Here is a 25,209-nt window from a genome sequence, read left to right as displayed (position 1 = left end):
GCGTGATCCAAACTAAACGGCATTGTCACCGGAACGTAAGTCATTCTGATGAGGTGAGATCGCCGGCAATCGATCCGTTTACGCTCGTCCCAACAGGCGAGCTGACGTGGCCGCCACGAATTTGGGAGTGTCATGTCTATAGATTCCCGGCGTTCCAGCCTTCCCGTCCCCGACCTCGCATACACGGGAACCGTCACGTACGACGCCACCGATCCCGACACCCACTACCCGCCGATCCAGCCGATTCGGCCGCCCGCGGGCTCGCCCAATGTGCTCGTGGTCCTGATCGATGACACCGGCTTCGGCGCCTCGAGCGCTTTCGGCGGGCCAGTGCAGACGCCGAACTTCGAGCGCGTCGCGGCCGCGGGACTCAAGTACACGCGCTTCCACACCACAGCGCTGTGCTCGCCGACGCGGGCGGCGCTGCTGAGCGGCCGCAACCACCACACGGTCGGCATGGGCGGAATCACCGAGATCGCGACCTCTGCTCCCGGGTACAACTCGCTGCGACCGAACAGCTGCGCTCCGCTCGCGGAGACGCTGAAGCTCAACGGGTACAACACGTCGCAGTTCGGCAAATGCCATGAAGTCCCCGTCTGGCAGGCGAGCGAAGTCGGTCCGTTCGGTGGTTGGCCGAGCCCCGGCAACGGATTCGAATACTTCTACGGCTTCATCGGCGGCGAGACCAACCAGTGGTACCCCGCGCTGTACGAGAACACGGTGCCGGTCGAGCCGTGGGGAACGCCCGAGGAGGGCTACCACTTCATGGGCGACATGACCGACAAGGCGATCGCATGGACGCGGGCGCAGAAATCGCTCGTGCCGGATGTTCCGTTCTTCACCTACTTCGCGCCGGGCGCCACGCACGCGCCGCACCATGTGCCGACGGAGTGGGCCGACAAGTACAAGGGTCAGTTCGACATGGGCTGGGACGAGATCCGCAAAGAGACCTTCGCCCGACAGCTCGATCTCGGCGTGATCCCGCCCGAGTCGGTACTCACCGAGCGCAGCGCCGGTATTCCATCGTGGGACGAGATGGGCGACGTGATCAAGCCCGCCCTGGCCCGCCAGATGGAGGTCTACGCCGGGTTCTTGGCGTACGCCGACCACCACGTCGGACGCCTGCTCGACGCGTACGAAGAGCTCGGCATCCTCGACGACACCCTCGTCTATGTGATCATCGGCGACAACGGCGCAAGTGCCGAGGGCTCGATGCACGGCACGACGAACGAGGGCTTCACGATCAACCACATGAACGACATCGAGACCGAGCAGTACGTGGCCGACCACATCGACGACATCGGCACACCTCTCTCGTACAACCACTACGCGGTCGGCTGGGCTCACGCAATGGATACCCCCTACCAGTGGACCAAACAGGTCGCCAGCCACTGGGGCGGCACACGCAACGGCACCATCGTCAGCTGGCCGAACGGCGGCGTGGAAAAGGGCGGCATCCGCAACCAGTTCAGCCACGTCATCGACGTCGCACCTACGGTGCTCGAAGCGGCGGGGATACCGGAGCCCACCACGGTGAATGGCGTCACCCAGCGTCCCTACGAGGGCACCGCGATGAACTACACGTTCGCTGAGGCCGACGCGGACGAGCGACACACCACCCAGTACTTCGAGATGCTCGGCAACCGCGCGATCTTCCACAAGGGCTGGACGGCCGTCGCCAAACACAAGAACCCGTGGGAGGGTTCCACTCACGGGCTCGACGACGACGTGTGGGAGCTCTACAACGTCGACGAAGACTGGACGCAGTCCAACGACCTCGCCGCCGCGGAACCGGAAAAACTCGCACACTTGCAGCAGCTGTTCCTCATTCAGGCGGCCCGCTTCAACGTGTTGCCGCTCGATATCCGTTCCGCGGAGCGGATGAACCCGGACATCGCCGGGCGGCCACAACTCATCGTCAGCGACAGCCAGAAGTTCTATCCCGGCATGAAACGCCTCAGTGAGAACACCACGATCAACATTAAGAACAAGTCGTGGACGGTCACCGCGAAGACCACCGTGCCGGAGGCGGGCGCCGATGGTGTGCTCATCGCGCAAGGCGGTGCATACGGCGGCTGGTCGTTCTACGCTCACGAGGGCAAGCTGGCCTTCGCCTACAGCCTTCTGGGGATACAGGTGACGGTCATCCATTCGGACGTCGACGTGCCGGCCGGCGACCACGAGTTGCGCGCCCACTTCGCCTACGACGGCGGGGGAGTCGCGAAGGGCGGCTTGGTCACCCTGTTCGCAGACGATCAGCAACTCGGCGAAGGCCGCATCGAGAAGACAATCCCATTCCAATTCAGTTTCGACGAGACCGTCGACGTCGGAGCCGACCTCGCCTCGCCCGTCTCACCGGATTACGGGGCCACCGATAACTGCTTCACCGGGACCGTCGACTGGGTGCGCATCGACCTCGGCGACGACGACCACTCCCATCTCATCGACGACGAACACAAGCTCGCCGTCGCCATGCTCAAGCAATAGTCGCTTCGCTGCACGGAGGACATTGTCCGTCCTGCCCGAATGTCACCTTATTGGCGTGACATGCGGAGACGGCCATCCGGACAGACTGAGGCCATGGCGGCAGAAAACGGGGGTCGTGAAGGGTCGGACTCCTCCCGTGTCCGGGGGAGCTGGCTCGTGAACGCCGCCGCCGCTGTCGTGCTGGTCGTGGGGCTCGCCTGGGGACGCGACTTTTTTGCGCCGATTCTGATGGCCGCTGTGATCGTGGTGATCGCTTTTCCTGTTCGCGCCCTAGTGCGGCGGAAGACGGGAAGTCGATGGGTCGCCACCGCAGCTCTGATGGCAGTCGCGTACGCAATTCTGCTGGGTATAGCGGCGCTCATATTCGCCGCCGCAGCGCAGTTCGTGCGGCTGCTTCCGCAGTTCTCCGCTGCTCTCGATTCGGCTTCCGTGGCCGTAGTCGAATTTTCACGAGCGATGGGTCTTACTCGGCGAGGCGCCGAGAGCGCCGGCGACTGGTTGCAGCCCGAAGTCATGCTCGCGGCGGCTGAGTCGCTAGTCGCCTACCTGGTGAGTCAGGCCACGGCTTTGGCGCTCGTGGTGGTGTACATCTTCTTCCTCAGCGTGGACTCCGCACGTTTTAACGATATCCGCGCTCACTTCGCCGAAGTGAGGAGATCGCAGCTGGATACGCTCGTCGGCCTGACCGCCGCCGTGCGGCGCTATTTCGCCGTCAGTTCGGTCTTCGGGGCGATCGTCGCCACGCTCGACACGGTTCTGCTTCTCATTCTCAACGTACCGGGCGCGCTCGTCTGGGGTATCCTCGCGTTCGTCACGAACTTCATCCCCAATATCGGCTTCGTGCTCGGGTTGATACCCGCGGTCACGTTCGCTTTTCTATCCGGCGGGTGGGTGACCGCCCTTATCGTCTTCACGACGTACTGTCTCATCAACGTCGTGCTTCAGACGTTTATTCAGCCGCGGTTCGTGGGCGAGGCCGTGCGTCTCTCGCAGACGCTAGCGTTCGGATCTGTGATTTTTTGGACCATAGTGATCGGCCCCCCTGGCGCGATTCTTGCAGTGCCGCTCACCCTGACCGCGAGGGCGTCGCTGATTCGGCGCGGGAGCCGGAGCGCCGAGTGGTGGTCCTGGATCACCGGGGACCGCCGCGATACGGCTAGATGAGCCCCGCCTGCATCGCATAGTTCACAGCTTCCGAACGTCCGCTCACACCGAACTTCTGATAGATGGAGCGGAGGTGCGTCTTGATGGTGTTCGCGCTTAACTGTTGCTTGCCCGCGATGTCGGAAATGCTTTGGTGGTGGGGGAGTTCACGCAGGATCTCGTGCTCCTTGCGCGTGAGAATCGCTGCGTCGCTGGCCCGACTCAGACAGACGGGGTAGATGCGGGCGTACGCCGCCGTTACGGTCTGAGCGAAGACCTCGTGCGTGCCCAGCCGGCCCAGCCGCTGCTCGATGAGCCGAGCCCCCATTCCGGCGGATGCCATGAAGGGGCGACGCGACTGCATCTGCTCGGCAAGCTCCAGTGCTCGGTGGAGGCGCGCGTCGGCAACAGCGGAGCGTCCGCTCGCTTCTGCCCAGTGGCCGAGAGTCAGCCAGCCGAGCACGAGGTTCGAGGGATACCAGACGCGAGCACCGTTTTCGAGAGCCGATTCCAGCTCGAGCGATTCGGTGCTTTCGTGCGACGTACCGCCCTGAAGCAGCGCGGTAACCAGTCTGTAGTCGGTGCTGTCGACGCCGAGCACCGAGCCCACGAGGCGCACGACCTCGCGAGCTCGTTGTTTGCCCCGGAATCGGAATGTCAGATCGACGTATCGGTAGGCGCTCGTTGCCAGCATGCGCGGATGGAGTTGAGCGGCTCCCTGCAGGATCCGGTCGAGGTTGTCGAAGGCAGAACGAGGATTCGGATTTCCATCGACCGCCATAAGGGTCGCGAGAACTCGACCGGGCACGATTAGACCCGCATCAAGCGTCCGCTCGCCGGCGTCGACGACCTCGGAGAGGCGCGCCGGCGACACCTCTTCACAACTGGCGTAGTTCGCCGCAGCGACCGTCACCTGTGCCAGGGCCGACACGAGGTCTCCCGGTTTCCCGATCTGCCGCACGGTCGACGTCATGAGCGATTCGACGGCGGATACCTCCGGCCACCTACCAGCGCTTGCCGCTGACTTAGCCGCCATGTCGAGCAAGAGCAGAGCGAGCCACGGTCGCTGGTCCATTCCCGCGCTCTGAGCTGCCGCCTGCAAGAGAAGCGAGGCGTTTGCTCCGTTGCCCCTTTCCAGCTCTGCGCACCCTCTCGCCGCTTCGGCGAAAATCTTCGCGTCGAGCGCGGCCTCGTCCGTCAACGGGTCCGCGGGCGAGAAGTCCATCGCTGACTCGGCGAGATCGAGCTGCGCGAGCGCGACGTCGATGTTCTTGGCCCCTGAAACACGCATCGCCACGAGTGCGGCGTAGATGGTGTGCAGATGGGGCGGCAGGGTCGACTTGCGCTCGTTGGCGAGCGCTAGATGGTGGTTTGCCGCCAGCCGGTCGAAGAAGTTGGGAGCCGCGAGCATAACTTCCAGAACATCCGTCGTCGCGGAGCTCGCGCCAGCTTGTTCTGCAGCGCGCAATGCTCGACGCACGAGCGCCGTCTTCCCGGCGAAAACGAGGTTCGTTCCAGACATCTCAAGGATTTGGGAAACAGCGGTGGGATCGTCAGTGCAGAGCGCCTGCTCCAAAGCGAGATCGGGCCTGCCGTGGGTTGTGAACCACTCCGCGGCAGACCTGTGCATTTCCGTGGCATCCGCATAGTCATGGCGCAGCAATTGCGCCTGAAGATGGCTTCGGAGAAGCGCGTGATAGTGAAATGTCGGCGACGGTCCGTCGTCTTTTCGCACGAGCGTGTTCTCCTGCTCCAACTCCTCCAGCAGCTCTCCCGCGTTCGACCGGCCCGTGAGGTGAACCGCGAGCGGAACGGATAGCTGATCGACCACGCTGGTTTGCATCAAGAACCGCTTGCGCGCATCGGGTTGCCGGGCCATAACCTCGGTCACGAGGTAGTCGGCCACACTGCGGTGGTCGGCAGAAAATTCGTCGATGAATGTGTCGACGTCCGCGGTGCTCTCCAGCCGATCGGCCATCATCGCCAGCGCCACGGCCCAACCGTCTGTGCGCTCGAGAATTTTTCGGAGTTGACCGGATGACAACCGGATTCCGCGTTGGTCGAAAAACGAAGCTGCTTCCGACGCGGTGAACGCTAGGTCCCCCGACCGCAGTTCGATCAATCGATGCCCGTTCGGCAGCTGAGGCATCGGGACCGGCTGGTAACGTCCGGCAACTATCGCCCGCACACCGGGTGCCGGATCGCTCGCAAGCTGCGAGAGCCACAACCGGTCGCCGTGGCCGCTCACCAGATGAGCGTCGTCGATGAAGATCGCCCTCTGGCCCGCCCCGTCCGGGACATCCGCGAAGGCCTGCTCGACGAGGGCCTCCAGCGACTTATCGTCCGAGCGCGTGCCCGACATGTTCAGCCAGGCCACAGCCTCGCCCCGATGACGGAGATCATCAGCCCACGACGAGAGAAGGGTGGTCTTGCCGGCACCCGCTGTGGCCCACACGGTGATCAGCTCGGCCTGACCGGCGGCATCGAGAACAGATCCCAATCGCTTCCTCCGCAGGAGCGCTTCGGAAGGGCGAGGAGCTATGAATACTGATCCCTGCTGGTCAATCGACATGCTTGGCATATGGCGAGCTTCCTCCCCAGAACGAGGGGCACTGCCACCCCTCACGTCGGAGGCTAGTAGGTGAAACCCCGTCAGGCCAGCTTTCCTCACTTAAGACCGGAAACTAGCCCGTATCGGGTGAAAAGCTCAGAGCCTGGTCAGGCCGTTTCCCGCGATCACGACTCCGGTCATCGCGACGACGATCACCGTCACGATGGCACTATTGACCGAAAACCAGCCGCGGACACGCACCAACGCGAGCTCAGCTCTTGCCGGCGAAACGTAGGTGAAGACCACCGGCACGATCACCGTGGAAGCACCGATCAGCGTGTAGATCGCGAGGCTCAGGATCGACCCGAGGAAACCGACAGTCGCTCCGTTCAGCCCAACTCCGACGGCCGCGCTCAATAGCAGCGCTTTCGGGCGAAAGTTCATCCCGACGGCAAGCCCGAACGCCTCGACCGGTCCCAGTCGGCCAACCGCGGTCAACCATTTGGGCGTCGGGCGCGGGCCGCGACTCGCGACTCGACGCCACGCGCTCACCGCGTACCCGATAAGGGCCACGCCGATAACGATCTCGATGATGCCGATAATCGGTTGTTCCCGCGGCCCCGCGACCTGCGGCAGAGCGCTGAACCCGAGGGCAAAACCAAAGGCGACGCCGAAGATCCCGAGAATCCAGCCGGCGAGGAAGGGCAGAGATGTGCGATCGCGATTCGCAGAGAGAAGGATGAACGTCGTGGCAGTGATCGGGACGGAACTCAACGCGACCGCCAGCGCGAGGGGGAGGAGCGTGCCGATCGCTTCGAACACACGCCGCTCCTAGAACACGAAGAGCTGGCCGAGGACCACGATCGCGATCACAAATATCGCCACGATCGACGCCAGGATACGGAGGCCCTTGGTCGAGAGTTTCGCGATGCCGAAACCCACCACGAAGGGCAGGGCTGCGATGAGGAGGGTCAGCAGCCACCAGAACGCCGCGTAGCCGGCGCGTGAGGGGTCATCGAGCGGACCGCCCAACAGCCGCTGCGAGGCGGGGTGCGTTGCTAGTGCAAAAGTCACCGATAGCGGATAGGCAATGAGCACAGCGATGATCAATCCGGCGAACGCGCCCCACCATCCGCTGCGCCGCGCCAAAGCGTCTTGCCCGTTCTTCATCACCCCTGCCGTCTCTCATCGTGTGCGTCGGTTGTAGAGCGCCGCTTGCTCTTCGCGGCCTCGTCGTCGTTTTTCATATGGATTTTGGTCTCGGCGAGATCGCCGAGCACGGGTCGCCACCATCGCGTCTCCGGGTCGGAATCGACGAGAATCGCGCGCACGAGCAACGTGAGGGGGATTGCCAGAATCGCGCCGATGGGGCCGATGACGGTGGCCCAAAATAGGACAGAAACGAACGTGATCGTCTGACTCAGCGCGACGGCGTTACCCACGATCCTCGGTTGTATGAGCGACTGGACGACGGCGTTCACCACACCGTAGACGACCACCACGGCTACAACGGTCGGCCAACCCCCGACAAAGTATCCGAATACCAGCGGCGGAACGATCGCGATGAAATAGCCGATATTGGGAATAAAGCTGCAAAGAAATGCGAGAAGCCCCCATAGGAAGGCCCCGGGAACCTGGAGCACGAGCAGGGCCACCCAGTTCAGTGCCCCCTGCGCGACGCCCAACCCGGTCGTCGCAATCATGTACTTGCGCACGCCCGACGCGAATGTCTCAAGCGCCGCGACCATGCCCGGCCGAGCCGGAGCGAGCTCCCGCAAGACGGTCGTAAGGAAACTCGCATCGACCGCCATGAGGATCAGCGTGGTGAGCACGACTATGAGCCCCACAGCGATAGTGGTGACGCTCCCAAGCAGGCCGGAGAGGAAACTCATGATGCGCCCCGGATCGAGGCTGGTCACTATGGATTGCGCCTGGTCCTGGTCGAATCCAACCCGAGTCAGCGCGTCCGAGACCGCCTGTCCGATTTCTCGAATTTGCGGGGCGAACTGTGGCAGCAAGTTTGCGAACTGGGCGAAGGCCACAACGAGCGCGGTCACAAACGCCGCGAGGAGCAGAAACACGGCCGCGATCACCGAGCCGGTCGCCAAGCTGCGTGTGACACCCTCGCGTTCCAGTCGAGCGCGAAGCGGGTGCACGCAGATAGTCAGCACGAGCGCGAGAAAAAACGGGGCGAAGAAAGACTGGAGAGCCCATAGACCGAGAGCGGTGAGGGTCGCTCCGCCGAGACCCGCGAGGATGAGCGCGCCGCGCGGGTACCGCGTGGTGGATGCGCCTGGTTCGACAAGCGGGATCGCATCTGCCGGGGGAGTGGCCGATCCTCGAGTACGCCTGCCGAACCAGGACACCGTCTACTTGCTCGCGGTGAGGTCGTGCGCCAGAGCATGCTCGTCGTCGGCCGACAACGAGGTCTGCACGACTGTGCCGTTGTACGGTGCCAGAGCGGCCGAGAACTTATCCTCGGTGAGCTTCGTTGCGTACAGCACGATCGCTGATTTACCGGCAGATACCGTCGATCGCACGCGCTCACGGAATTCTGCGTTCACCCCGGTCTTGTCGAGGCCGGCGAAGAGTCCGCCGAACAGACCACCGACGACCAGGCCGAAGATCGGAATGAAAAACAGGATGCCGAGAAGCGTTCCGAAGAGTGCGCCGCTGGCCGTGCCAAGCCCGATTTTGCCGACCGGCCCGGGGGTCTCGACGTGGGTTTTACCTTCGCCGTCGACCTTGACGAGGGCCAACCCGGCGAGTTCGACGACGAGGTCCTCTTGGAGCTGTAAAACCTGGTTGTAGGCGCCTTCAGCCTCCGACTCGGTATCGAAACTGATGACAATGAGGTCTGCCATTGTGAATCTCCTTCATATGGAATGGTGTGGCGAAAACTCCGCTCTCACATGGTCGTCGCGCCCGTTCATCCCGCACCCACCCGGTGTGGGCGAGTTTGCAAGTCACTCGCCGCGACCGGCGTGTGGAGGCACGGGCCGAACGCGCCCGGGTCGGAAAGTCGGTCGAGGACGCGCCACCGCTATTCACCTCGGCGGGGTGAAAATCGCGTTCCCAATGAACGTCATAATCGGGTCACTGCCGAACTGAGGAGGATCCCGTCGTGACCACGTATGAGATACGTCTTCCGTACGCGGCATCCCAGACCCTTCAAGACGCCTTTCCCGAGATGAAAGCGGTTCAGATCGCCACGGACATCACGCTTCTGATCGGAGACTTGCGCGACCAGTCAGAGCTGCACGGGCTTATTGCACGACTGGGCGACATGGGGTTGGAGATCACAGAAGTTCGACAAGAACCGATGCACTCGTAATGGGCTTCGCGAAGGGAGGACTCGGGTGCTCGATCTCGTACTGGCACTGATCCCGCTGTCACTCGGGATCGTCATGAGTCCGCTCGCGATCATGGCACTGGTGGCCGTACTCCTTTCGGCTCAGGCGAGGCGGAATGGAATCGCGTTCCTGCTCGGCTGGGCGGCCGCCGTTGTGGTGACTCTCGGCCTGAGTTTTCTTGTTTTCGAACTGGTTGGTGTGAGCGAACGCGGCGAACCGCCGCAGTGGGTCTCTATCGTCCGCATCGTTCTGGGAGCCACGCTCCTGGCGGGGGCGCTATTTATCTATCGGCGGGGTCGCAGTCGCGTCGTCGAAATGGCTCAGGCCGTGTCGCCCGAGGAAGTCGTGCAAGCTGCACCGCAGCTGCCGGGCTGGTTGCGGGCGGTGGACACCTTCACCCCCGCGCGGTCCGCGATACTCGGGTTCGGCATCTTCGCCCTCAACCCCGTCGACCTGTCGTGCGCGATCCTCGCGGCCCTCGACATCCGGTTGGCGTCGACGACCACTGCGCAATCGGTCATAGTCACCGTGGCCTTCGTAGCGCTCGCCATCGCTCCGATTGCGGTTCCCGTACTCGTCACGCTGGCCAAGGGCGATCGCGCCGCCCCCACCCTCGAGCGCCTTCGTCGCTGGATAGCAGCACACACGACGCAACTCAACGCGGCGTTACTCGTCTTCATCGCCGTGGTTCAGCTTCACAAGGGCATCACCGGATTGATCTGATGCGCAGAATCTCGCCCGCAGTAACGGACCCGCTCGATGCGGTGGAGGGCGTGCTCGCCAGCGCAACCGTGAGCGGTTGGGATGTCGCGGTGGCGATCGCCATCGTTTTGCTCGGCTGGATCGGATCAATCTTTGTCAAGCGAGCGACTGTTGCCCTGTTAAGCAGGTGGCAGGGGATCTCGACCGAAGTGGCAGCACTCATCGCCCGCTTGGTGAAATACGGGGTCATCCTGTTGTCCGTGGGAATCGCCCTGAGCTTCTTAGGTGCGTCGCTACAACCACTGCTGACCGCGGCCATCATCGTTGCGGTGGTCGTCTTCCTCGCGCTTCGCGGTATAGCGGACAATTTCGCCGCCGGGGTGGTGCTGCAGACGCGCCGCCCCGTGAAAGTCGGTGACGAAATAGAAGTTGGCTCGTATGTCGGTTCGGTACGGGAATTGAACGGCCGCGCCGTCGTCATCCGCACGTCGGACGGCCGAACAGTGCACGTGCCCAACAATCAGCTGCTGCAGAGCCCGGTTGTCAACCATTCGGAAGCGGGGGCCCGCCGCTCCGAAATCCAGATTCGGGTCGAAACCGGCGACGACGATCGGCTCGAGCAGCTCGTGCCGTTCTTCCAGAACGCGGCTCAGGAGGCGGAGGGGGTTCACAAGCGCGAGTCCACGCGGATTCACACGATCGCGGTTTCACCCGAACGGGTGACCTTCGTCGTTGATTTCTGGCATCATCCCGCAAACACCGCGACCGTGTCATCGAACGTGGTCGAGGCTGTCAGCCGCGCAGCGCGAGGCGCCCACATGTCCGCCACGGTTCGGTCGGATCTCCCGGCCGCCCCGGTCACTCCGCCCGACAGGTTCTGACATGCGCGCTCGTTCTAACTGGGTGAGATTGTTTGAGGTCGCTGTGGCGACAGCTGAGATACAGCGATGGTGGGAATCAGCCGTGTGCAGGGCGACATCGTCGAGGAGGGCGGTCCGATGAGAGTGCTCCCCGGGCTGACGCTGCGGAACGCACCCCGCGAAACCTTCGCGGGTGTGACATTGCTGGCCATAGCAGTGCCGCTGAATATCGGATACGCGCAGATTGCCGGACTGCCGCCAACCGCGGGGCTCTACTCCCTCATCGTTCCGGCCGTCGTGTACGCCCTGATTGTGTCGTCGAGACAGGTGGTCGCCGCACCAGACGCCGCCGCTTCTGCGCTGGTCGCATCGTCGCTGGGCGGATTGGCGGTTGCCGGGAGCGAAAGCTACCTGGTGCTGGCGTTCGCCCAGGCAATCATCGCCGGCGTCGTCTTCGCTCTCTGTGCGGTATTCAAACTCGGCTTTCTCGCCACCTTTTTATCCAAGCCGATCCTCATCGGGTTCGTGGGCGGTCTGGCCCTCGACATACTCGTCAGCCAGACAGCGAAGATGCTGGGCGTGAAGATCGACAGCGGTGCCGAGTTCGTCGAGAAGCTGGTCGGGTTGATCACCGGCCTGAACACGGTCAACGGCTGGTCCGTCGTCATTTCGATCAGCGCCGTCGTTATCCTCGTGGCCGGACGGCGCTTTGCCCGCGCGGTGCCGTGGGCCCTGGTCGTGTTGGTCGTCTCTACCGTTGCCGTGGTGGTGTGGGGTCTCACCGAGCGTGGCGTTTCTGTTCTCGGACCGGTCGAATCCGGACCGCCCGCGTTTAGCTGGCCGGTCATCCCGTGGGTCTCCTGGTTGCAGCTCATTCCGTCGGCGATAGCGCTCGCGATGGTCACCATGGCCGAGGGTCTTCTCGTCGCCCGCAGCTACGGGGAGAAGAACGGCTATCGCACGAGCCCGAACCGGGATCTGATGGCGTTCGGTGCCTCAAACGTTGCCGCCGGCGTGAGCGGTGGGTTCACACTCGGCTCTTCCACCTCGCGCACCGCTGCGATGGATCAGGTCGGCTCCCGCACCCAGTTGCCCACCCTCGTCGTAGCCGTCGGCACGCTGCTGCTCGTCATTTTCGGAACCGCGCTCCTCGAGGACATCCCGTCACCCGCCATCGGGGCCGTGGTCGCGGTCGCCATTCTGCCTCTGCTCGGTGTGCGGGAGTTCATCTCGCTGTGGAAGCGGGCGAAGTTCGAGTTTGTCATCGGGGCCGTGTGCTTCCTCGGGGCAGTGCTGCTCGGACCGATCGCCGGCATCGTCGTCGCCTTTGTTCTCGCCCTCGTGAACCTCGCCCGAAGGGCCGCCAACCCCGCGATCGACGTGCTCACGGTGGCGGACTCGCCCGCGCATTCGCTCTTGCCCGCCGACACGAAGTTCACCGCCACAGTGCCCGGCTTGGTCGTGTTGCGGTTTGCGGCTCCACTGTTCTTCGCCAACGCCCAGGTGTTCGAAGACGCGGTTCGCAAGGCGGTGAGGGCCCCGTCGTCCGTGCCGGTGACCGACGTCGTGCTCGATCTCGAGGCGGTGACCGACATCGATGTCACCGGGGCGGAGAGCTTTGCCGCGGTGGTCACGTGGCTGGGGGAACACCATGTCGCTGTTCACCTCAGCCGCGTCCGCCCCGACCTGGAACAGAAGCTCCGACACTTCGACCTCATGGGCGACGTGACGGTATTCGGAACGAACCGAGCCGCAATCGCCGCTCTGGGGTCTACCGAGGCCCCACCTCTGCGCACCGACCTTCCGGCTTCAAACGACAAGTAAGGCGAGATCATGGGCCCCGCTATTGGCGACATCCTCCCGCTTGCGCTGGGAATCGCGGTCAGCCCGATACCGGTTATCGCCGCCATCCTCATGTTGCTCTCCCCAAAAGCAAAGGGAACGAGCCTCGGCTTCCTCGCCGGATGGGTCATCGGAGTGGCGCTCGCAACAACGGTCTTCACCGTCGTTTCGTCGCTCATCCCTGCTGAGGATCCCGACGAGGCGAAACCGGTCGTGGGCGTCATAAAGATTATCCTCGGCGCCGTGCTGCTCTTGCTCGCGGCCAAGCAGTGGCGGTCACGCCCGGCACACGGCGAGACAGCGGCTCTTCCCAAGTGGATGTCGGCCATCGACACGATGACGCCGGCGAAGGCCTTGGTGCTCGGATTTCTTCTGTCCGCCTTGAACCCGAAAAACCTGGTCATGGCGATTTCGGCGGGGGTCGTGATCGGGCCCGCCGCACTCACCACCGGCGAGACGGTTGCGACAGTGGCCATCTTCGTGCTGCTCGCCGTGTCCACGGTGCTCGTGCCGGTTCTCGCCTACTTGGCCGCGTCCGACCGGATGCGAGCCCCTCTAGAGGCGCTCCGAGTATGGCTCGTCCAGAACAATTCCACCGTGATGAGCATCCTGCTGCTGGCGATTGGCGTCGCCTCGATCGGAAAAGGCATCGGCAGCTTCTAACGTTCCCGCCCGCAGTAACCATCAAGAAGGAAGAAGTCATGACCGAATTCACCTACGGACCCGTCGAGTTCCTCCTCATCGCCTTCGATAGCGACAAGCCGTCCGGCGGCATCCTCGAGGCGATAACCGAACTCATCGAGTCAGAAACCATCAATCTGCTCGATCTGGTCTTCGTGTCCAAGGGCTCCGACGGCACTGTCACGTCCGTCGACATCGAAGACGCGACAGACGAGTACGGGTTCGGCACCATCGAGCTCGAGGCGACCGGCCTCGCCTCCGACGAAGACATCCAGGAACTCGCAGACGACCTTCCCCCGGGAACCTCGGCAGCTCTGCTCGTCGTCGAACTGCTCTGGGCTAAGAAGCTCGCCACTCGTCTTACTGCCGCCGGCGGATTCGTCGTGCACTCCGACCGGATCCCGGCCCCCGTCGTCAATGCGGCCCTTGCCGCCCTAGAAACCGAAAGCTAAGGAACACCTCATGCCTCTCTTCAGACGATTCGGCCGCCCCGGACTGCTCGGGCTCGCCGCACGCACCGCGGTTGTCGCCGGAACCGCGGGCGCAGTGAGCGGCGGAATGGCACGCCACCAGCGCGACCGGGCCAACGAACAGGCCGAGCAAGAGCAGTACGCGGCTCAACAACAGCAGGCCCAGATCGACGCTGCCGCAAACGCCGCGGTGCAGAACTCTGCGGCCGCAGCACCGGACCTGACCGGCGAACTCGAGAGACTGGCGGCACTGCATTCCCAGGGTGTGCTGTCCGACGGCGAGTTCGCTGTCGCCAAGACGAAGCTGCTCTCGTAGCTGCTCGGCGCCGACCACAGAATCGAGAAACGATGAACAACACGCTCACTGTCTGGAAGTTCGACGAGGCCGAGAAGGCCGAAGAGGCAGCACAGATACTCGTCGACCTGCAAAAGGAAAAGTTCATAGAGCTAGAGGATGTCGCGGCCGTGAGTTGGCCGACGGCGGCGGAAAAACCGAGCACGCGGCAATACAACAGCACCGTCAGCGCTGGCGGCGCGGTCGGCGGCGCGCTCGGCCTGTTTCTCGGGTTTCTGTTCGTGGCTCCCATAGCAGGCGCCGCGTTGGGCGCGAGCGCCGGCGCCCTCGTCGGATCGCTGAGAAACGTCGGCATCGACGATCACGTCATCGCGAGGATCCGCGCCGAGGTCGTTCCGGGAACGTCGGCCGTGTTCGTGCTGTCCACCCATGCCGTTGTTGATCGCGTGGCGAACGCCTTCGAGGGCTTTGGGGGCGACCTGATAGAGACCAACCTCTCCCGCGACGACGAAGCGAATCTGCGCGCCGAGTTCGATACCTGATCCGGCGCCGATCCGCGTGTGATCTCATGACTGTTCGACCCGCCTGGCAGGCAGACGTGCTCGGAAACCACTTCGAGAGCGCCACCCTCGAGCTGCGGCCGGATCCCGACGGACCCGTCGTCGCCACGCTCGTGCGATTTTCGCCCCCGCCCCGGATGCACGTGGGGCGCGGGGTCGCTCGCAACACGAACGTTCTCTACGTGCACGGCTGGTCGGACTACTTTTTCCAGCGTCACGTGGCGCAGTTCTGGCACGACAACGGCGCACGCTTCCACGCGCTCGACCTCCGACGGTACGGGCGCAGCCTCCGCCCCGGACAGACTCCCGGCTACGTCTCCGACCTCGCCGCCTACGACGAGGAGATCGAGGCTGCTATCGCGGTGATCGGGGATGAGCAGCCGCTCATTCTCGTCGGTCACTCGACCGGGGGACTCGTGCTAGCTCTGTGGGTTGCCCGCAACCCGGGTCGGGTTGCGGCGCTCGTGCTCAACAGTCCGTGGCTCGAATTTCAAGGGCGGCAGTTGGTGAGAGAAGCGATAGCGCCCGCTCTCGCCTGGGAAGCTCGATATCAGCCGTTATTCACGCTGCCCGCGGTCGACCTCGGCTTCTACACGCGCAGCGTCTCGAGCCGCTTCGACGGTGAATGGGACTATGACTTCGAATGGCGCCCGGAGCGTGGGTTCCCGGTGCACCCGGGCTGGCTCTCGGCGGTCCTGACGGGCCACGCCCGCGTCGCGATGGGGCTGCACATTGACGCTCCCGTACTCACGCTGCTGTCGACTCGAAGCACCCTCTCCCCCCGCTGGACCGCGGACATGCTTCACACTGACACGGCGCTCGACGTCGAGGTGGTCGCGCAGCGTTCGCTCATGCTCGGACGAACGGTCACCGTGGTCCGGATCGAGAACGCGCTGCACGACGTGTCGCTGTCGAAACCCGACGTGCGCGCCGAGGCGGGAAGGCAGACGGTGAGATGGCTTCGCGGCTATCTGTGAATCGCCGCGGCTATCTGGCGCAGCGGAATCCAATGTGGGTCATCGCGGTGTCGTCGGACTGGGGAGATCGCGCCGACGGACGGTAGCGGAGGCAGTACTCGGGCGCGCACAGATGCGACCCGCCCTTAAGTACTCGCATCGGCGACGTCGGTTCCGGTTCGGCAAGGAGGTTGAGTCGACCGCCCAGAGGTGGGGGAGGAGGTGCGCCCGGCAGAATATGGCGGGGCGCGTAGGGGGACTCGGTCCACTCCCAAGTATTTCCGGTCATGTCGTACAGACCAAAACCATTCGGCGGGAATGTGCCGACCGGGCTGGTACCGACCCATCCGGCCGCGCCCGTGTTGAGGTACGGGAACCGACCCTGCCAGTGGTTGGCCCGCAGGTCGGCGGGCGAATCGTGCTCGTCTCCCCAGGCGAAGTTCGCGCCGTCGAGTCCACCTCGTGCGGCATATTCCCACTCCGCTTCGGTGGGTAGCCGCTTGCCGGCCCACGCCGCGTAGGCGGAGGCATCGCGATACGCCACCTGAACCACCGGGTGGTCGAGTATGTCGTCGATGGTGCTGCCCGGTCCGAACGGCTCGGCCCATCGAGCTCCCTGCACCCACGACCACCACTGTCGCCAGTCCCGTAGGTCGACGGGGCCGGAGGTGGGGGTAAAGACCATTGCGCCGGGTGCACGCTCATCGGCGGTCAGCTCGGGAAACAGAGCGGCATCGAGGGGCTCCTCGGCCACCGTCGTGTAGCCGGTGGCTTCGACAAACTCGGCGAACTGCTCGTTGGTCACCGGATGCTCGTCGATTTCGAACGCCGGCACGCGCCGCTCGTGCACCGGCCCCTCGTCGGCGTAGAACGCGACCGAGCCCATCCGATACGAGCCCTCGGGGAGGCGGACCATGTTCATGAGCTCTTTCCGATCGCCTCGTCAATTCCCGCGTGAGTTCTGCCCTGCGCCCGGAGACCGCGGTACCAGCTCGTTCCGTCCGCCGTGCGGGACGCCGCATCCGGGAGCCCCGCCAGATGCAGCGAGTGGCCCGTGCCTGCGAGCTCACGGTCGAGGTCGGCGAGCGCGTCGAGGACCGTCACCGAGGTCTCCTCGATTCTCGTCATGTCGACGACCACTCTCTCTGTTTCCGGATGATCGCCGACGGCGGCGAGCACGGCCTGCTGCGTGCCGAGTACGTTCGCCGTATAGAGCGGCGCGAGCAGTGTTATCACCAGAACTCCATCGGTCTCTTCGACGCGGATGCGCGGTTGGTTGAGGGCGCGCAGCACCATCACGAGTGTGACGACCACCCCGGTCGCCACGGCGGTGAGCAGTCCGGCCGTCAAGCCGACCGCCATTACGACGACCGCGATCCAGAAATCCGTTTTGCGAATGCGCCAGAGCCGGGTGAGGGCCTTGATGTCGATCAGACCGAACACGGCCACAAAGACGAGCGCGGCCAGGGTGGCCTGGGGAAGCAGCGAGAGCACCGGGGCAAGGAACAGCCCGACCAGAACGGCGAGCGCCACCGTCACGAGAGTCGCGAGTTGCGATCGTGCGCCCGCGTTCTTATTGACCGCGCTCTGAGAGAAGCCGCCTGCCGCGGGGAGGGCTTGAAAGAACGAACCGGCGAGGTTTGCCGCCGAGGTGGCGAGTAGTTCCTGATTGCTGTCGATTGCTTGTTCGCCGGGTTCCCGGATGCCTCGAGCCACCGCCGTCGACTCGAGGAACGCCATCACCGCGATCGCAAAAGCTCCGGGAACGAGAGCGGGGACGTTCTCGAACGAGGGAAGGGCCGGCAATGGCAGACCTTGGCCGACAGGCGGGATGAGGCCGATGTCGGCGGCATCGGCCACGCCGAGAGCCGAGATGAGAATGCCCACGGCGACGACGACGAGCGGGGCAGGTACCCCGCGGGCGAATCTCTTCGCTAGAAACAGCGCGGCGATCGAGACGACCGCCAAGAGAATCGTGGCGGGGTTCGCACGCGGAATCGCGTCCACGACCGCGATCAGCGATCGGATGAAACCCTGCCCGGTCGGCTGGTCATCTTCTCCGAGAAGCTTGGGCAGTTGCCCCACCGCCACGGTGGCACCGACACCGATCTGGATGCCGATCAGCGTCGGCCGGTTGATGATCTCGACGAGCGATCCGAGCCTGAGCAGCCGGGCCCCGAGGAGAATGACGCCAACGAGGAGCGTGAGGGTGATCAGGTCGGCGGGAATCCTGTCGGACTGGGCCACTACGCCCGCGGCGACGAGCGTGGTTGCGGTCAGGGTCGCGATCGTCGACGTGGTCGACACGCTCATCGCGCGGGAACCGCCGAGCAGGGCGTAGACCAGCATCGGCACGATGCAGGTATAGAGCCCGGCCTGCACGGGCAGGTTCGCGATAGTGGCGTAGGCCATCGCCTGCGGGATGACGACGGCGCCCGCGGTCGCCCCGGCGAGCACGTCATGTCGAATCCACGCGCGATCGTACGACCGCAACGTGGGCGCGAGAGCGAAGCCCCGTGTGCCCCCGAGCTTTTCCGTCACGGTATCTTCCGTCTGCCTCGTCTGCACCGGCCGGCACAGTCTCGATCCGGGTGAGGCGCATTATCGTGACGCCAAACTAGCAACGGCCGCAGGACGGGACCCCGTATCGGGAGGCACCTCGTCCAGATCGGGTGAGCCCGCTCCGAGACCGCGAAAGGCCCCTGGCCAATAGGCAAGACCACCCAGTTGAGGTGGGTGGTCCGACCCTCCGGACTGTGACAGTGGAGGGGAACAGGCGCGAACGTCCGATGTCGCTCGCGTATCGGTGTGCGACGAGTCGAAGGATCCAACGTGTCAGAACTGCTGCCAGGGCAAGTGCTTCCCCTCCCCGATCAGGTCTTCACCGGACCCATGGTGATGGATGCCAAGAAGATGGAGGAGAAGCTTTCTCCGATCGAACTGAAGCGACCGCCGAAGAAGGCACCCAACGTGCTGCTGGTCATGCTGGACGACGTGGGGTTTGGAGCCTCGAGCGCATTCGGCGGGCCGGTGGCCATGCCCACGGCAGAGAGACTGGCGGACGCGGGTCTGCGGTACAGCCGATTCCACACAACGGCCATCTGCTCCCCGACAAGGGCGGCGATGTTGTCGGGACGCAACCACCATCAGGTGGGTATGGGTCAGATCACAGAGACGGCGACACCGGCGCCCGGCTACAACTCCACCCGGCCGAATTCGTGCGTCCCGCTGCCGGAGATCCTTCGACAGGCTGGCTACAACACCGCACAGTTCGGCAAATGCCACGAGGTACCGGTGTGGGAAAGCGGTCCGACCGGGCCATTCGACCACTGGCCCGCCTTTAGCGGCTTCGAAAAGTTCTACGGCTTCATCGGCGGCGAGACAAACCAGTGGCAGCCCGCCCTCATCGACGGCGTCACCATGATCGCGCCGCCAGACGACCCCGACTATCATCTGATGCCAGACCTCGCGGACAAAACGATCGACTACATCAACCAGCAGAAAGCCCTGACGCCCGACAAGCCCTTCTTCATCTACTTCGCCCCCGGAGCGACGCACGCACCCCACCACGTCCCGGAGGAATGGATCGCGAAGCACAAAGGGCAGTACGACCAGGGCTGGGACGCTCTTCGCGAGCAGACCTTCGAGCACCAGAAGGCACTCGGCGTAGTTCCGCAGGACGCGGTGCTCACCGGACGTTCCGAAGGCATCCCGGCGTGGGACGGGGTCGAGGACGCGCGAAAACCGATTCTCGCGCATCAGATGGAGGTGTACGCGGCGTTCCTCGAATACGCCGATTTCCATACCGGTCGAGTCGTCGATGCGGTGGAAAAGTTGGGAATCCTCGACGATACCCTCGTTCTCTACATCATCGGTGACAACGGTGCATCGGCCGAGGGTGGACTCAATGGCGCATTCACGCTGACAACGGCAGCAAACGGCGGCGCCGAGTACGAAGACCTGGACTATTGGAAGGCGAACATCGACAAGATCGGAGGGCCAGAGGCCTATAACCACTACGCGGTGGGCTGGGCCCACGCTATGTGCACGCCGTACCAATGGACCAAACAGGTCGCCAGCCACTACGGCGGAACCCGCAACGGCACCATCGTTCACTGGCCCGCCTCCATCGCGGCCAAAGGGGAGGTGCGCGACCAGTGGCACCATGTGATCGACATCGCGCCGACCATTCTCGAACTCGCCGGTCTCGCCCAACCACACACGGTCAACGGCGTCACTCAGGTGCCGATGCACGGGGTATCGATGGCCTACAGCTTCAACGAAAAACAAGCGGACGAACGCCACCACACCCAGTACTTCGAGATCATGGGGAACCGCGGCATCTACCACCGCGGCTGGACCGCCCAAACCCGCCACCGTACGCCCTGGGACGTCGTGAGCGCCGCTCCCGACTTCTCCGACGACGTGTGGGAGCTGTACGACACGACGACCGACTGGACCCAGTCTCGCGACCTCTCCAAGGAGAATCCCGGGAAACTCGCCGAGCTGCAGCAGCTCTTCCTCATCGAGGCGACGCGATACAACGTGATACCCCTCGACGATCGCGCCGCTCAACGAATGAACCCCGAGTTTGCCGGTCGTCCCACCCTCGTCAAAGGCGACACCCTGCGGCTATACCCGGGCATGACCCGGTTGAACGAGAACGTCGCGATCAACGTCAAGAACAGATCGTGGTCGGCATCGGCCGAGTTGATACTCCCAGACGACGGGAGCGCCGATGGCGCGATCCTCGCGCAAGGCGGGCGCACAGGAGGGTGGTCCTTCTTTGCCGCAGCCGGCAATATCGGATTCCACTACAACTACTGCGGGCTCATCCGCAGCACGGTTATCTCGGACAGACCTATCGGCCGCGGGGAGCATCAGGTTCGTGTCGAGTTCGCCTACGCGGGCGGCGGGATCGGTCGTGGCGGAAGGGCGACCCTGTACATCGATGGAGCCGAGAGCGGTAGCGCCGATGTCGTGCGCACCCACCCCATGTACTTCTCCTTCGACGAAGGTCTCGATGTCGGCATCGACTCTGGAATGCCAGCATACGAGGGGTACGTCTCATCACACGGAGTCTTCACCGGCACCATCAACTGGGCTCAGGTAGATCTCGGACTCGATGATCACAGCCACATGGTAGATCCGGAGGAGTGGCTTCAGGCCGCTATGCGCCACCAATAGCGAAGTCCGCGTCTGGACACTCCAGACCCACGGAAAAGGAAGAGGAAACGAAAAAGGCCCGTCAGACATTGCTGTCTGACGGGCCTTTCCTGCGTCATCTCGTACGAAACGACTCTGCGTGCGCGAAGGGGGACTTGAACCCCCACGCCCTTACGGGCACTAGCACCTCAAGCTAGCGCGTCTACCAATTCCGCCATCCGCGCGCATGGCCAGCCTCTGCAGTTTCTACACCGCGTTGACCGCCGAGAAACGAGAATAGCATGCTCTGAGAGGTGCTTTTGTCACGTGGGGCCACGAGCACCCGACACGCCCGATCCGACGGGTAGCGTGGACGCATGACAACCGAACCAGAGCTCGAAGCAACCGCAGCAATTGCCCAGCAACTCATTCGGTTCGACACCTCGAACTACGGCGAAGGCGTCTCCAACGGCGAAACGGACGCCGCCGAGTATCTCGGTTCGCTGCTCGAGGATCTCGGGTTGACGACCACGTACGTCGATTCCGACCCGGGTCGAACGAGCGTCGTCGCCCGGGTGAAGGGGTCCGACCCCAGCCTTCCCGCTCTCGTCGTGCACGGCCACACCGACGTGGTTCCCGCCGATCCCGACAACTGGAGCGTCGACCCGTTCGGCGGCGTAATCCAAGACGGCATGCTCTGGGGCCGCGGCGCCGTCGACATGAAGAACATGGACGCCATGATCGTCACGGCGCTGCAAGACATCCTGGGTTCCGGCGCGCAGCCGAAGCGCGACCTCGTCATCGCCTTCTTCGCCGACGAGGAGGCCGGGGGAGTGCGGGGTTCCCATCACCTCGTCACGCAGCATCCGCAGCTCTTCGCCGGGGCGACCGAAGCCATCAGCGAGGTCGGCGGCTACTCCGTCACCATCAACGAGCAGCGCGCCTACCTGTTGCAGACCGGCGAGAAGGCGCTCGTCTGGATCAAGCTCATCGCGCGGGGCACCGCCTCGCACGGCAGTCGGGTCATGCACGACAACGCCGTGACGAAGCTCGCCGAGGCCGTCGCCAAGGTCGGTCGGCGCGAGTGGCCCGTGCACCTCACCGACACCACCGAGCAGCTCGTGGGTGAACTCGCCCGCATCCTCGGTGTCGACCCGCAGCGGGTCACGCCCGAGGAGATCGTGCTCGCGACCGGTTCGGCGGGCGGGTTCATCCAGGGCACGCTGCGCACCACCACCAACCCCACGCTGCTGAAAGCCGGCTACAAGCACAACGTCATCCCCGACTCAGCCGAGGCGCTCATCGACATCCGCACACTAGCCGGCGAGGAGGACGACGTCATCGCCGAGGTGCAGCGACTCGTCGGCCCCGACATCGAGATCGTCGTGATGCACCGCGACATCGGGCTCGAGAACCCGTTCCAGGGCGCCCTCGTCGAGGCCATGGTCACCTCGCTCGGCAAACACGATCCTGACGTCCCCGTGCTGCCCTACCTGCTCAGCGGGGGCACCGACAACAAGGCACTCAGCCTGCTCGGAATCACCGGCTACGGCTTCGCGCCGCTCAAACTGCCGGCCGGCCTCGACTTTCCGGGCATGTTCCACGGTGTCGACGAGCGGGTTCCGCTCGACGCATTAGTCTTTGGCAGGCGGGTTCTCGCGGACCTGCTGTCCAGCTACTAATTTGCGGAGCACCAACCAATGAGTTTCATCGAGGCGATCATCCTCGGCCTGGTCCAGGGCCTCACCGAATTCCTCCCGATCTCGTCGAGCGCGCACCTGCGCATCGTGGGCGAGTTCCTGCCCTCGCACACCGACCCGGGCGCCACCTTCACCGCGATCACACAGCTCGGTACCGAGGCGGCGGTGATCATCTACTTCTGGAAAGACATCACGCGCATCATCGGGCGGTGGTTCCGGTCGTTCGGCAACGGCGGCGGATCGAACTCGCACCGCGTCGCCAAGAACGATCCCGACGTGCGCCTCGGCTGGCTCATCATCATCGGCACCGTTCCCATCGTGCTGCTCGGGTACTTCGCGCAGGATGCGATTCGCTCGACGTTCCGCTCGCTCTGGATCGTGGCCATCGTGCTGATCGTCTTCGGCATCATCCTCGGCCTAGCCGATTGGCTGGGCAAGAAGAACCGCCCGCTCACCGAGCTGAGCTTCGGCCACGGAATCGCCATCGGATTCGCTCAGATGCTGGCCCTCATCCCGGGCGTCTCCCGCTCCGGTGCCACGACGACGGCCGGTCTCGCCCTCGGCTACGAGCGCCCCGCCGCCGCCCGCTTCTCGTTCTTGCTCGCTATTCCCGCCGTCTTCGGCAGCGGGCTGTACGAGCTGCAGCACAGCTTCGGCGAGCCGGAGGGCGCCTACGGCTACGCCGAGACGGCGGTAGCGACGGCCATCGCCTTCGTGGTCGGCTACGTCGTGATCGCGTTCCTGATGAGGTATATCTCGACGCACAGTTTCCTGCCGTTCGTGGTCTACCGGGTGGTGCTCGGCGTCGCCCTCATTATTCTTCTTTCCACGGGAATCCTGCAGGCGACCTAGACCGAGCGGTACGCTGGGGTCCACGCAACATTCGTTGAATCGCCTTGACCCCGCGACCGATGGGGGTAAGGCATCATGCCGACACGACATGCTTTCAAAAAAGCACAACGCGATCTCCTGTCGGCCCACGAGCGCAACGGCAGCCTCTGCGCCCCGTTCGTCGATGTGTTTCCGGTGGCCGGCGCGTCCGTCTCGGTGCTCGCCGGAACGGCTGGCCAGTCGACGATGTGCGCGAGCGACAGTGTTGCCGCGCGCCTCGACGAGCTGCAGTTCGATCTCGGCGAGGGCCCCTGCTGGGACGCCCTGTCGTCGAGGCTTCCCGTGCTCAGCCCCGACTTCGCCGAGACGGGTCACCGCACGTGGCCCCTGTTCACCGACGCCTTGTTCGACGACGCGCTGGGTGCCGGCGTGCGAGCCGTCTACGCCTTCCCCCTAGTGGTCGGGTCGCTCGACATCGGCGCGATCGACCTCTATTCGTCGTCGACGACACCGCTGAAAAAGGACGAGGTGACGGATGCCACGCACCTCGCGTCTCTCGCCGCGTGGCAGGTACTCCGGCGCATCCTCGCCGACCGGCCGGCCGAAGACCTCGAGGAGCAGAGCCTCAACAACCGCCGCGAGGTGCATCAGGCTACGGGCATGGTGCTCGCGCAGCTCGGCATCTCGGCCGCCGACGCGGCACTGCTGTTGCGGGCACACGCCTTCTCGAGCGGCCGACCCGTCGCCGAGGTCGCGAACGACGTGATCGAACGCCGACTCGATTTCACGATCGAGGGCACAGGGTGATCGCTCGGTAAGACAGATATCGCTCGGGAAGACCCGTGCGCCGCAATCCCGCGCAGAGTAAACTCTGAGGATGGCGAGCGATACGCGAGAACGACGGCTGACCACGGCCTTCGTCACTCTCGCAGACACCTTGGTGGCGGGCTACGATGTGGTCGACCTGCTGCAGACCCTCGTCGACACCTGCGCCGACCTGCTCGACGCGTCGGCCGCCGGAATAATGCTCGCCGACGCCACGGGCGAGCTGGCCGTGGTCGCCTCGACGAGCGAGAAAAGTCGCATCGTCGAGACCATCCAGCTGAGCGCCGGCTCGGGTCCCTGCGTGGAATGCTTCACCACGGGTGCGGTCGTCACAGTGAGCGACGTCACCGAACTGGGCGACCGGTGGCCCGAGTTCAGCGAAGCGGCCGTGCAGCAGGGCTTCCGCTCGGTGCACGGCGTGCCGCTGCGACTGCGCGGCAAGATGATCGGAACGCTCAACCTGTTCCGCCCCACCACCGGTGTGCTGTCCGACGAAGACAAGTCGGTAGCCCAGGGGCTCGCCGACGTCGCCACCATCGGAATCCTGCAGGAACGTGCCATCCGCGAAGCCGACGTTGCAAAGCAACAACTGCAACACGCGCTCGACAGCCGGGTTCTCATCGAGCAGGCGAAGGGCGTGATCGCCTACATGCGCGACGTCGATATGGATGTCGCGTTCCAGACGCTGCGCGACCACTCGCGCAGCAACAATCTGAACCTGCGCGACGTGGCTGAGCGGGTAGTTAACCGCTCGCTCTCCCTGTGACTACCCCCTTCCCAATTACGTAATCAGGCGTAGCCTTGTGCA

General features: G+C 64.2%; 23 protein-coding genes and 1 tRNA gene. 16 read left to right on the top strand and 8 right to left on the bottom strand.

What is annotated here, in order from left to right:
• Positions 1-132 precede the first annotated feature (132 nt).
• Positions 133-2,487 carry an arylsulfatase gene (locus ACLQ6X_RS14350; protein ID WP_411700835.1) on the top strand — a complete coding sequence of 785 codons (2,355 nt, stop codon included), beginning with the start codon at positions 133-135 and terminating at the stop codon, positions 2,485-2,487.
• A gap of 156 nt (positions 2,488-2,643) precedes the next feature.
• Complete coding sequence (locus tag ACLQ6X_RS14345; RefSeq protein WP_411700834.1) at positions 2,644-3,651, top strand: AI-2E family transporter; 1,008 nt, start codon at positions 2,644-2,646, stop codon at positions 3,649-3,651.
• Here the strand turns inward: ACLQ6X_RS14345 and ACLQ6X_RS14340 are convergent.
• From ACLQ6X_RS14340 to ACLQ6X_RS14320, 5 genes are all read right to left on the bottom strand, one after another.
• A complete protein-coding gene (locus ACLQ6X_RS14340) occupies positions 3,644-6,130 on the bottom strand; it encodes a LuxR C-terminal-related transcriptional regulator (RefSeq protein ID WP_411700833.1) in 2,487 nt (828 codons plus the stop codon). The genes ACLQ6X_RS14345 and ACLQ6X_RS14340 overlap by 8 nt on opposite strands.
• Positions 6,131-6,337: 207 nt before the next feature.
• Positions 6,338-7,003: a GAP family protein gene (locus ACLQ6X_RS14335; RefSeq protein ID WP_411700832.1), complete on the bottom strand. Its 666-nt coding sequence runs from the start codon at positions 7,001-7,003 to the stop codon at positions 6,338-6,340.
• Between the two features lie 9 nt (positions 7,004-7,012).
• Entirely contained in the window at positions 7,013-7,351 is a 339-nt protein-coding gene (locus tag ACLQ6X_RS14330; protein WP_411700884.1) for a hypothetical protein, read from the bottom strand.
• A complete protein-coding gene (locus ACLQ6X_RS14325; RefSeq protein ID WP_411700831.1) occupies positions 7,351-8,547 on the bottom strand; it encodes an AI-2E family transporter in 1,197 nt (398 codons plus the stop codon). The genes ACLQ6X_RS14330 and ACLQ6X_RS14325 overlap by 1 nt, the downstream gene beginning before the upstream one ends.
• A 3-nt stretch (positions 8,548-8,550) precedes the next feature.
• A complete protein-coding gene (locus ACLQ6X_RS14320; protein ID WP_411700830.1) occupies positions 8,551-9,045 on the bottom strand; it encodes a DUF1269 domain-containing protein in 495 nt (164 codons plus the stop codon).
• A gap of 260 nt (positions 9,046-9,305) precedes the next feature.
• On the opposite strand from ACLQ6X_RS14320, the gene ACLQ6X_RS14315 reads away from it, so the two are divergent.
• From ACLQ6X_RS14315 to ACLQ6X_RS14275, 9 genes are all read left to right on the top strand, one after another.
• On the top strand, positions 9,306-9,515 hold the full coding sequence (locus ACLQ6X_RS14315) for a hypothetical protein (RefSeq protein ID WP_411700829.1): 210 nt from the start codon (positions 9,306-9,308) through the stop codon (positions 9,513-9,515).
• Positions 9,516-9,540: 25 nt separating this feature from the next.
• Positions 9,541-10,257, top strand: a complete 717-nt coding sequence (locus ACLQ6X_RS14310) for a GAP family protein (RefSeq protein ID WP_411700828.1) — start codon at positions 9,541-9,543, stop codon at positions 10,255-10,257.
• Positions 10,257-11,117 carry a mechanosensitive ion channel family protein gene (locus ACLQ6X_RS14305; RefSeq protein WP_411700827.1) on the top strand — a complete coding sequence of 287 codons (861 nt, stop codon included), beginning with the start codon at positions 10,257-10,259 and terminating at the stop codon, positions 11,115-11,117. Before ACLQ6X_RS14310 ends, ACLQ6X_RS14305 begins: the two co-directional genes overlap by 1 nt.
• A gap of 66 nt (positions 11,118-11,183) precedes the next feature.
• A complete protein-coding gene (locus ACLQ6X_RS14300; protein ID WP_411700826.1) occupies positions 11,184-12,920 on the top strand; it encodes a SulP family inorganic anion transporter in 1,737 nt (578 codons plus the stop codon).
• A gap of 9 nt (positions 12,921-12,929) precedes the next feature.
• Positions 12,930-13,601, top strand: a complete 672-nt coding sequence (locus ACLQ6X_RS14295) for a GAP family protein (RefSeq protein ID WP_411700825.1) — start codon at positions 12,930-12,932, stop codon at positions 13,599-13,601.
• Between the two features lie 38 nt (positions 13,602-13,639).
• Positions 13,640-14,071 (top strand): DUF6325 family protein, encoded by a 432-nt coding sequence (locus ACLQ6X_RS14290; protein WP_411700824.1) that lies wholly within the window; start codon positions 13,640-13,642, stop codon positions 14,069-14,071.
• 10 nt (positions 14,072-14,081) lie between these two features.
• A complete protein-coding gene (locus tag ACLQ6X_RS14285) occupies positions 14,082-14,405 on the top strand; it encodes an SHOCT domain-containing protein (RefSeq protein ID WP_411700823.1) in 324 nt (107 codons plus the stop codon).
• 32 nt (positions 14,406-14,437) lie between these two features.
• Positions 14,438-14,926 (top strand): DUF1269 domain-containing protein, encoded by a 489-nt coding sequence (locus ACLQ6X_RS14280; RefSeq protein ID WP_411700822.1) that lies wholly within the window; start codon positions 14,438-14,440, stop codon positions 14,924-14,926.
• Positions 14,927-14,952: 26 nt separating this feature from the next.
• Positions 14,953-15,921 (top strand): alpha/beta hydrolase, encoded by a 969-nt coding sequence (locus ACLQ6X_RS14275; RefSeq protein ID WP_411700821.1) that lies wholly within the window; start codon positions 14,953-14,955, stop codon positions 15,919-15,921.
• Between the two features lie 10 nt (positions 15,922-15,931).
• Here the strand turns inward: ACLQ6X_RS14275 and ACLQ6X_RS14270 are convergent, their stop codons facing one another.
• Positions 15,932-16,816 (bottom strand): formylglycine-generating enzyme family protein, encoded by an 885-nt coding sequence (locus ACLQ6X_RS14270; protein WP_411700883.1) that lies wholly within the window; start codon positions 16,814-16,816, stop codon positions 15,932-15,934.
• Between the two features lie 2 nt (positions 16,817-16,818).
• Positions 16,819-18,441 carry a SulP family inorganic anion transporter gene (locus tag ACLQ6X_RS14265; protein WP_411700820.1) on the bottom strand — a complete coding sequence of 541 codons (1,623 nt, stop codon included), beginning with the start codon at positions 18,439-18,441 and terminating at the stop codon, positions 16,819-16,821.
• Between the two features lie 291 nt (positions 18,442-18,732).
• On the opposite strand from ACLQ6X_RS14265, the gene ACLQ6X_RS14260 reads away from it, so the two are divergent.
• Positions 18,733-21,087: an arylsulfatase gene (locus ACLQ6X_RS14260; protein ID WP_411700819.1), complete on the top strand. Its 2,355-nt coding sequence runs from the start codon at positions 18,733-18,735 to the stop codon at positions 21,085-21,087.
• A gap of 119 nt (positions 21,088-21,206) precedes the next feature.
• Here ACLQ6X_RS14260 and ACLQ6X_RS14255 read toward each other — a convergent pair.
• A tRNA-Leu gene (locus tag ACLQ6X_RS14255) sits at positions 21,207-21,290 on the bottom strand.
• 132 nt (positions 21,291-21,422) lie between these two features.
• Here ACLQ6X_RS14255 and ACLQ6X_RS14250 point away from each other — a divergent pair.
• The 4 genes from ACLQ6X_RS14250 (at position 21,423) to ACLQ6X_RS14235 (ending at position 25,167) form a co-directional block, all read left to right on the top strand.
• Positions 21,423-22,727 (top strand): M20/M25/M40 family metallo-hydrolase, encoded by a 1,305-nt coding sequence (locus ACLQ6X_RS14250; RefSeq protein ID WP_411700818.1) that lies wholly within the window; start codon positions 21,423-21,425, stop codon positions 22,725-22,727.
• An 18-nt stretch (positions 22,728-22,745) separates the two neighbouring features.
• Positions 22,746-23,597 (top strand): undecaprenyl-diphosphate phosphatase, encoded by an 852-nt coding sequence (locus ACLQ6X_RS14245; protein ID WP_411700817.1) that lies wholly within the window; start codon positions 22,746-22,748, stop codon positions 23,595-23,597.
• A gap of 75 nt (positions 23,598-23,672) precedes the next feature.
• Positions 23,673-24,383 (top strand): GAF domain-containing protein, encoded by a 711-nt coding sequence (locus tag ACLQ6X_RS14240; protein ID WP_411700816.1) that lies wholly within the window; start codon positions 23,673-23,675, stop codon positions 24,381-24,383.
• A 70-nt stretch (positions 24,384-24,453) separates the two neighbouring features.
• Positions 24,454-25,167 (top strand): ANTAR domain-containing protein, encoded by a 714-nt coding sequence (locus ACLQ6X_RS14235; RefSeq protein ID WP_411700815.1) that lies wholly within the window; start codon positions 24,454-24,456, stop codon positions 25,165-25,167.
• Positions 25,168-25,209: the final 42 nt, after the last annotated feature.

Source organism: Conyzicola sp., from assembly GCF_046714715.1.
Taxonomy (GTDB): Bacteria; Actinomycetota; Actinomycetes; order Actinomycetales; family Microbacteriaceae; genus Conyzicola.
This window is presented reverse-complemented; position numbering and strand designations above follow the sequence as displayed.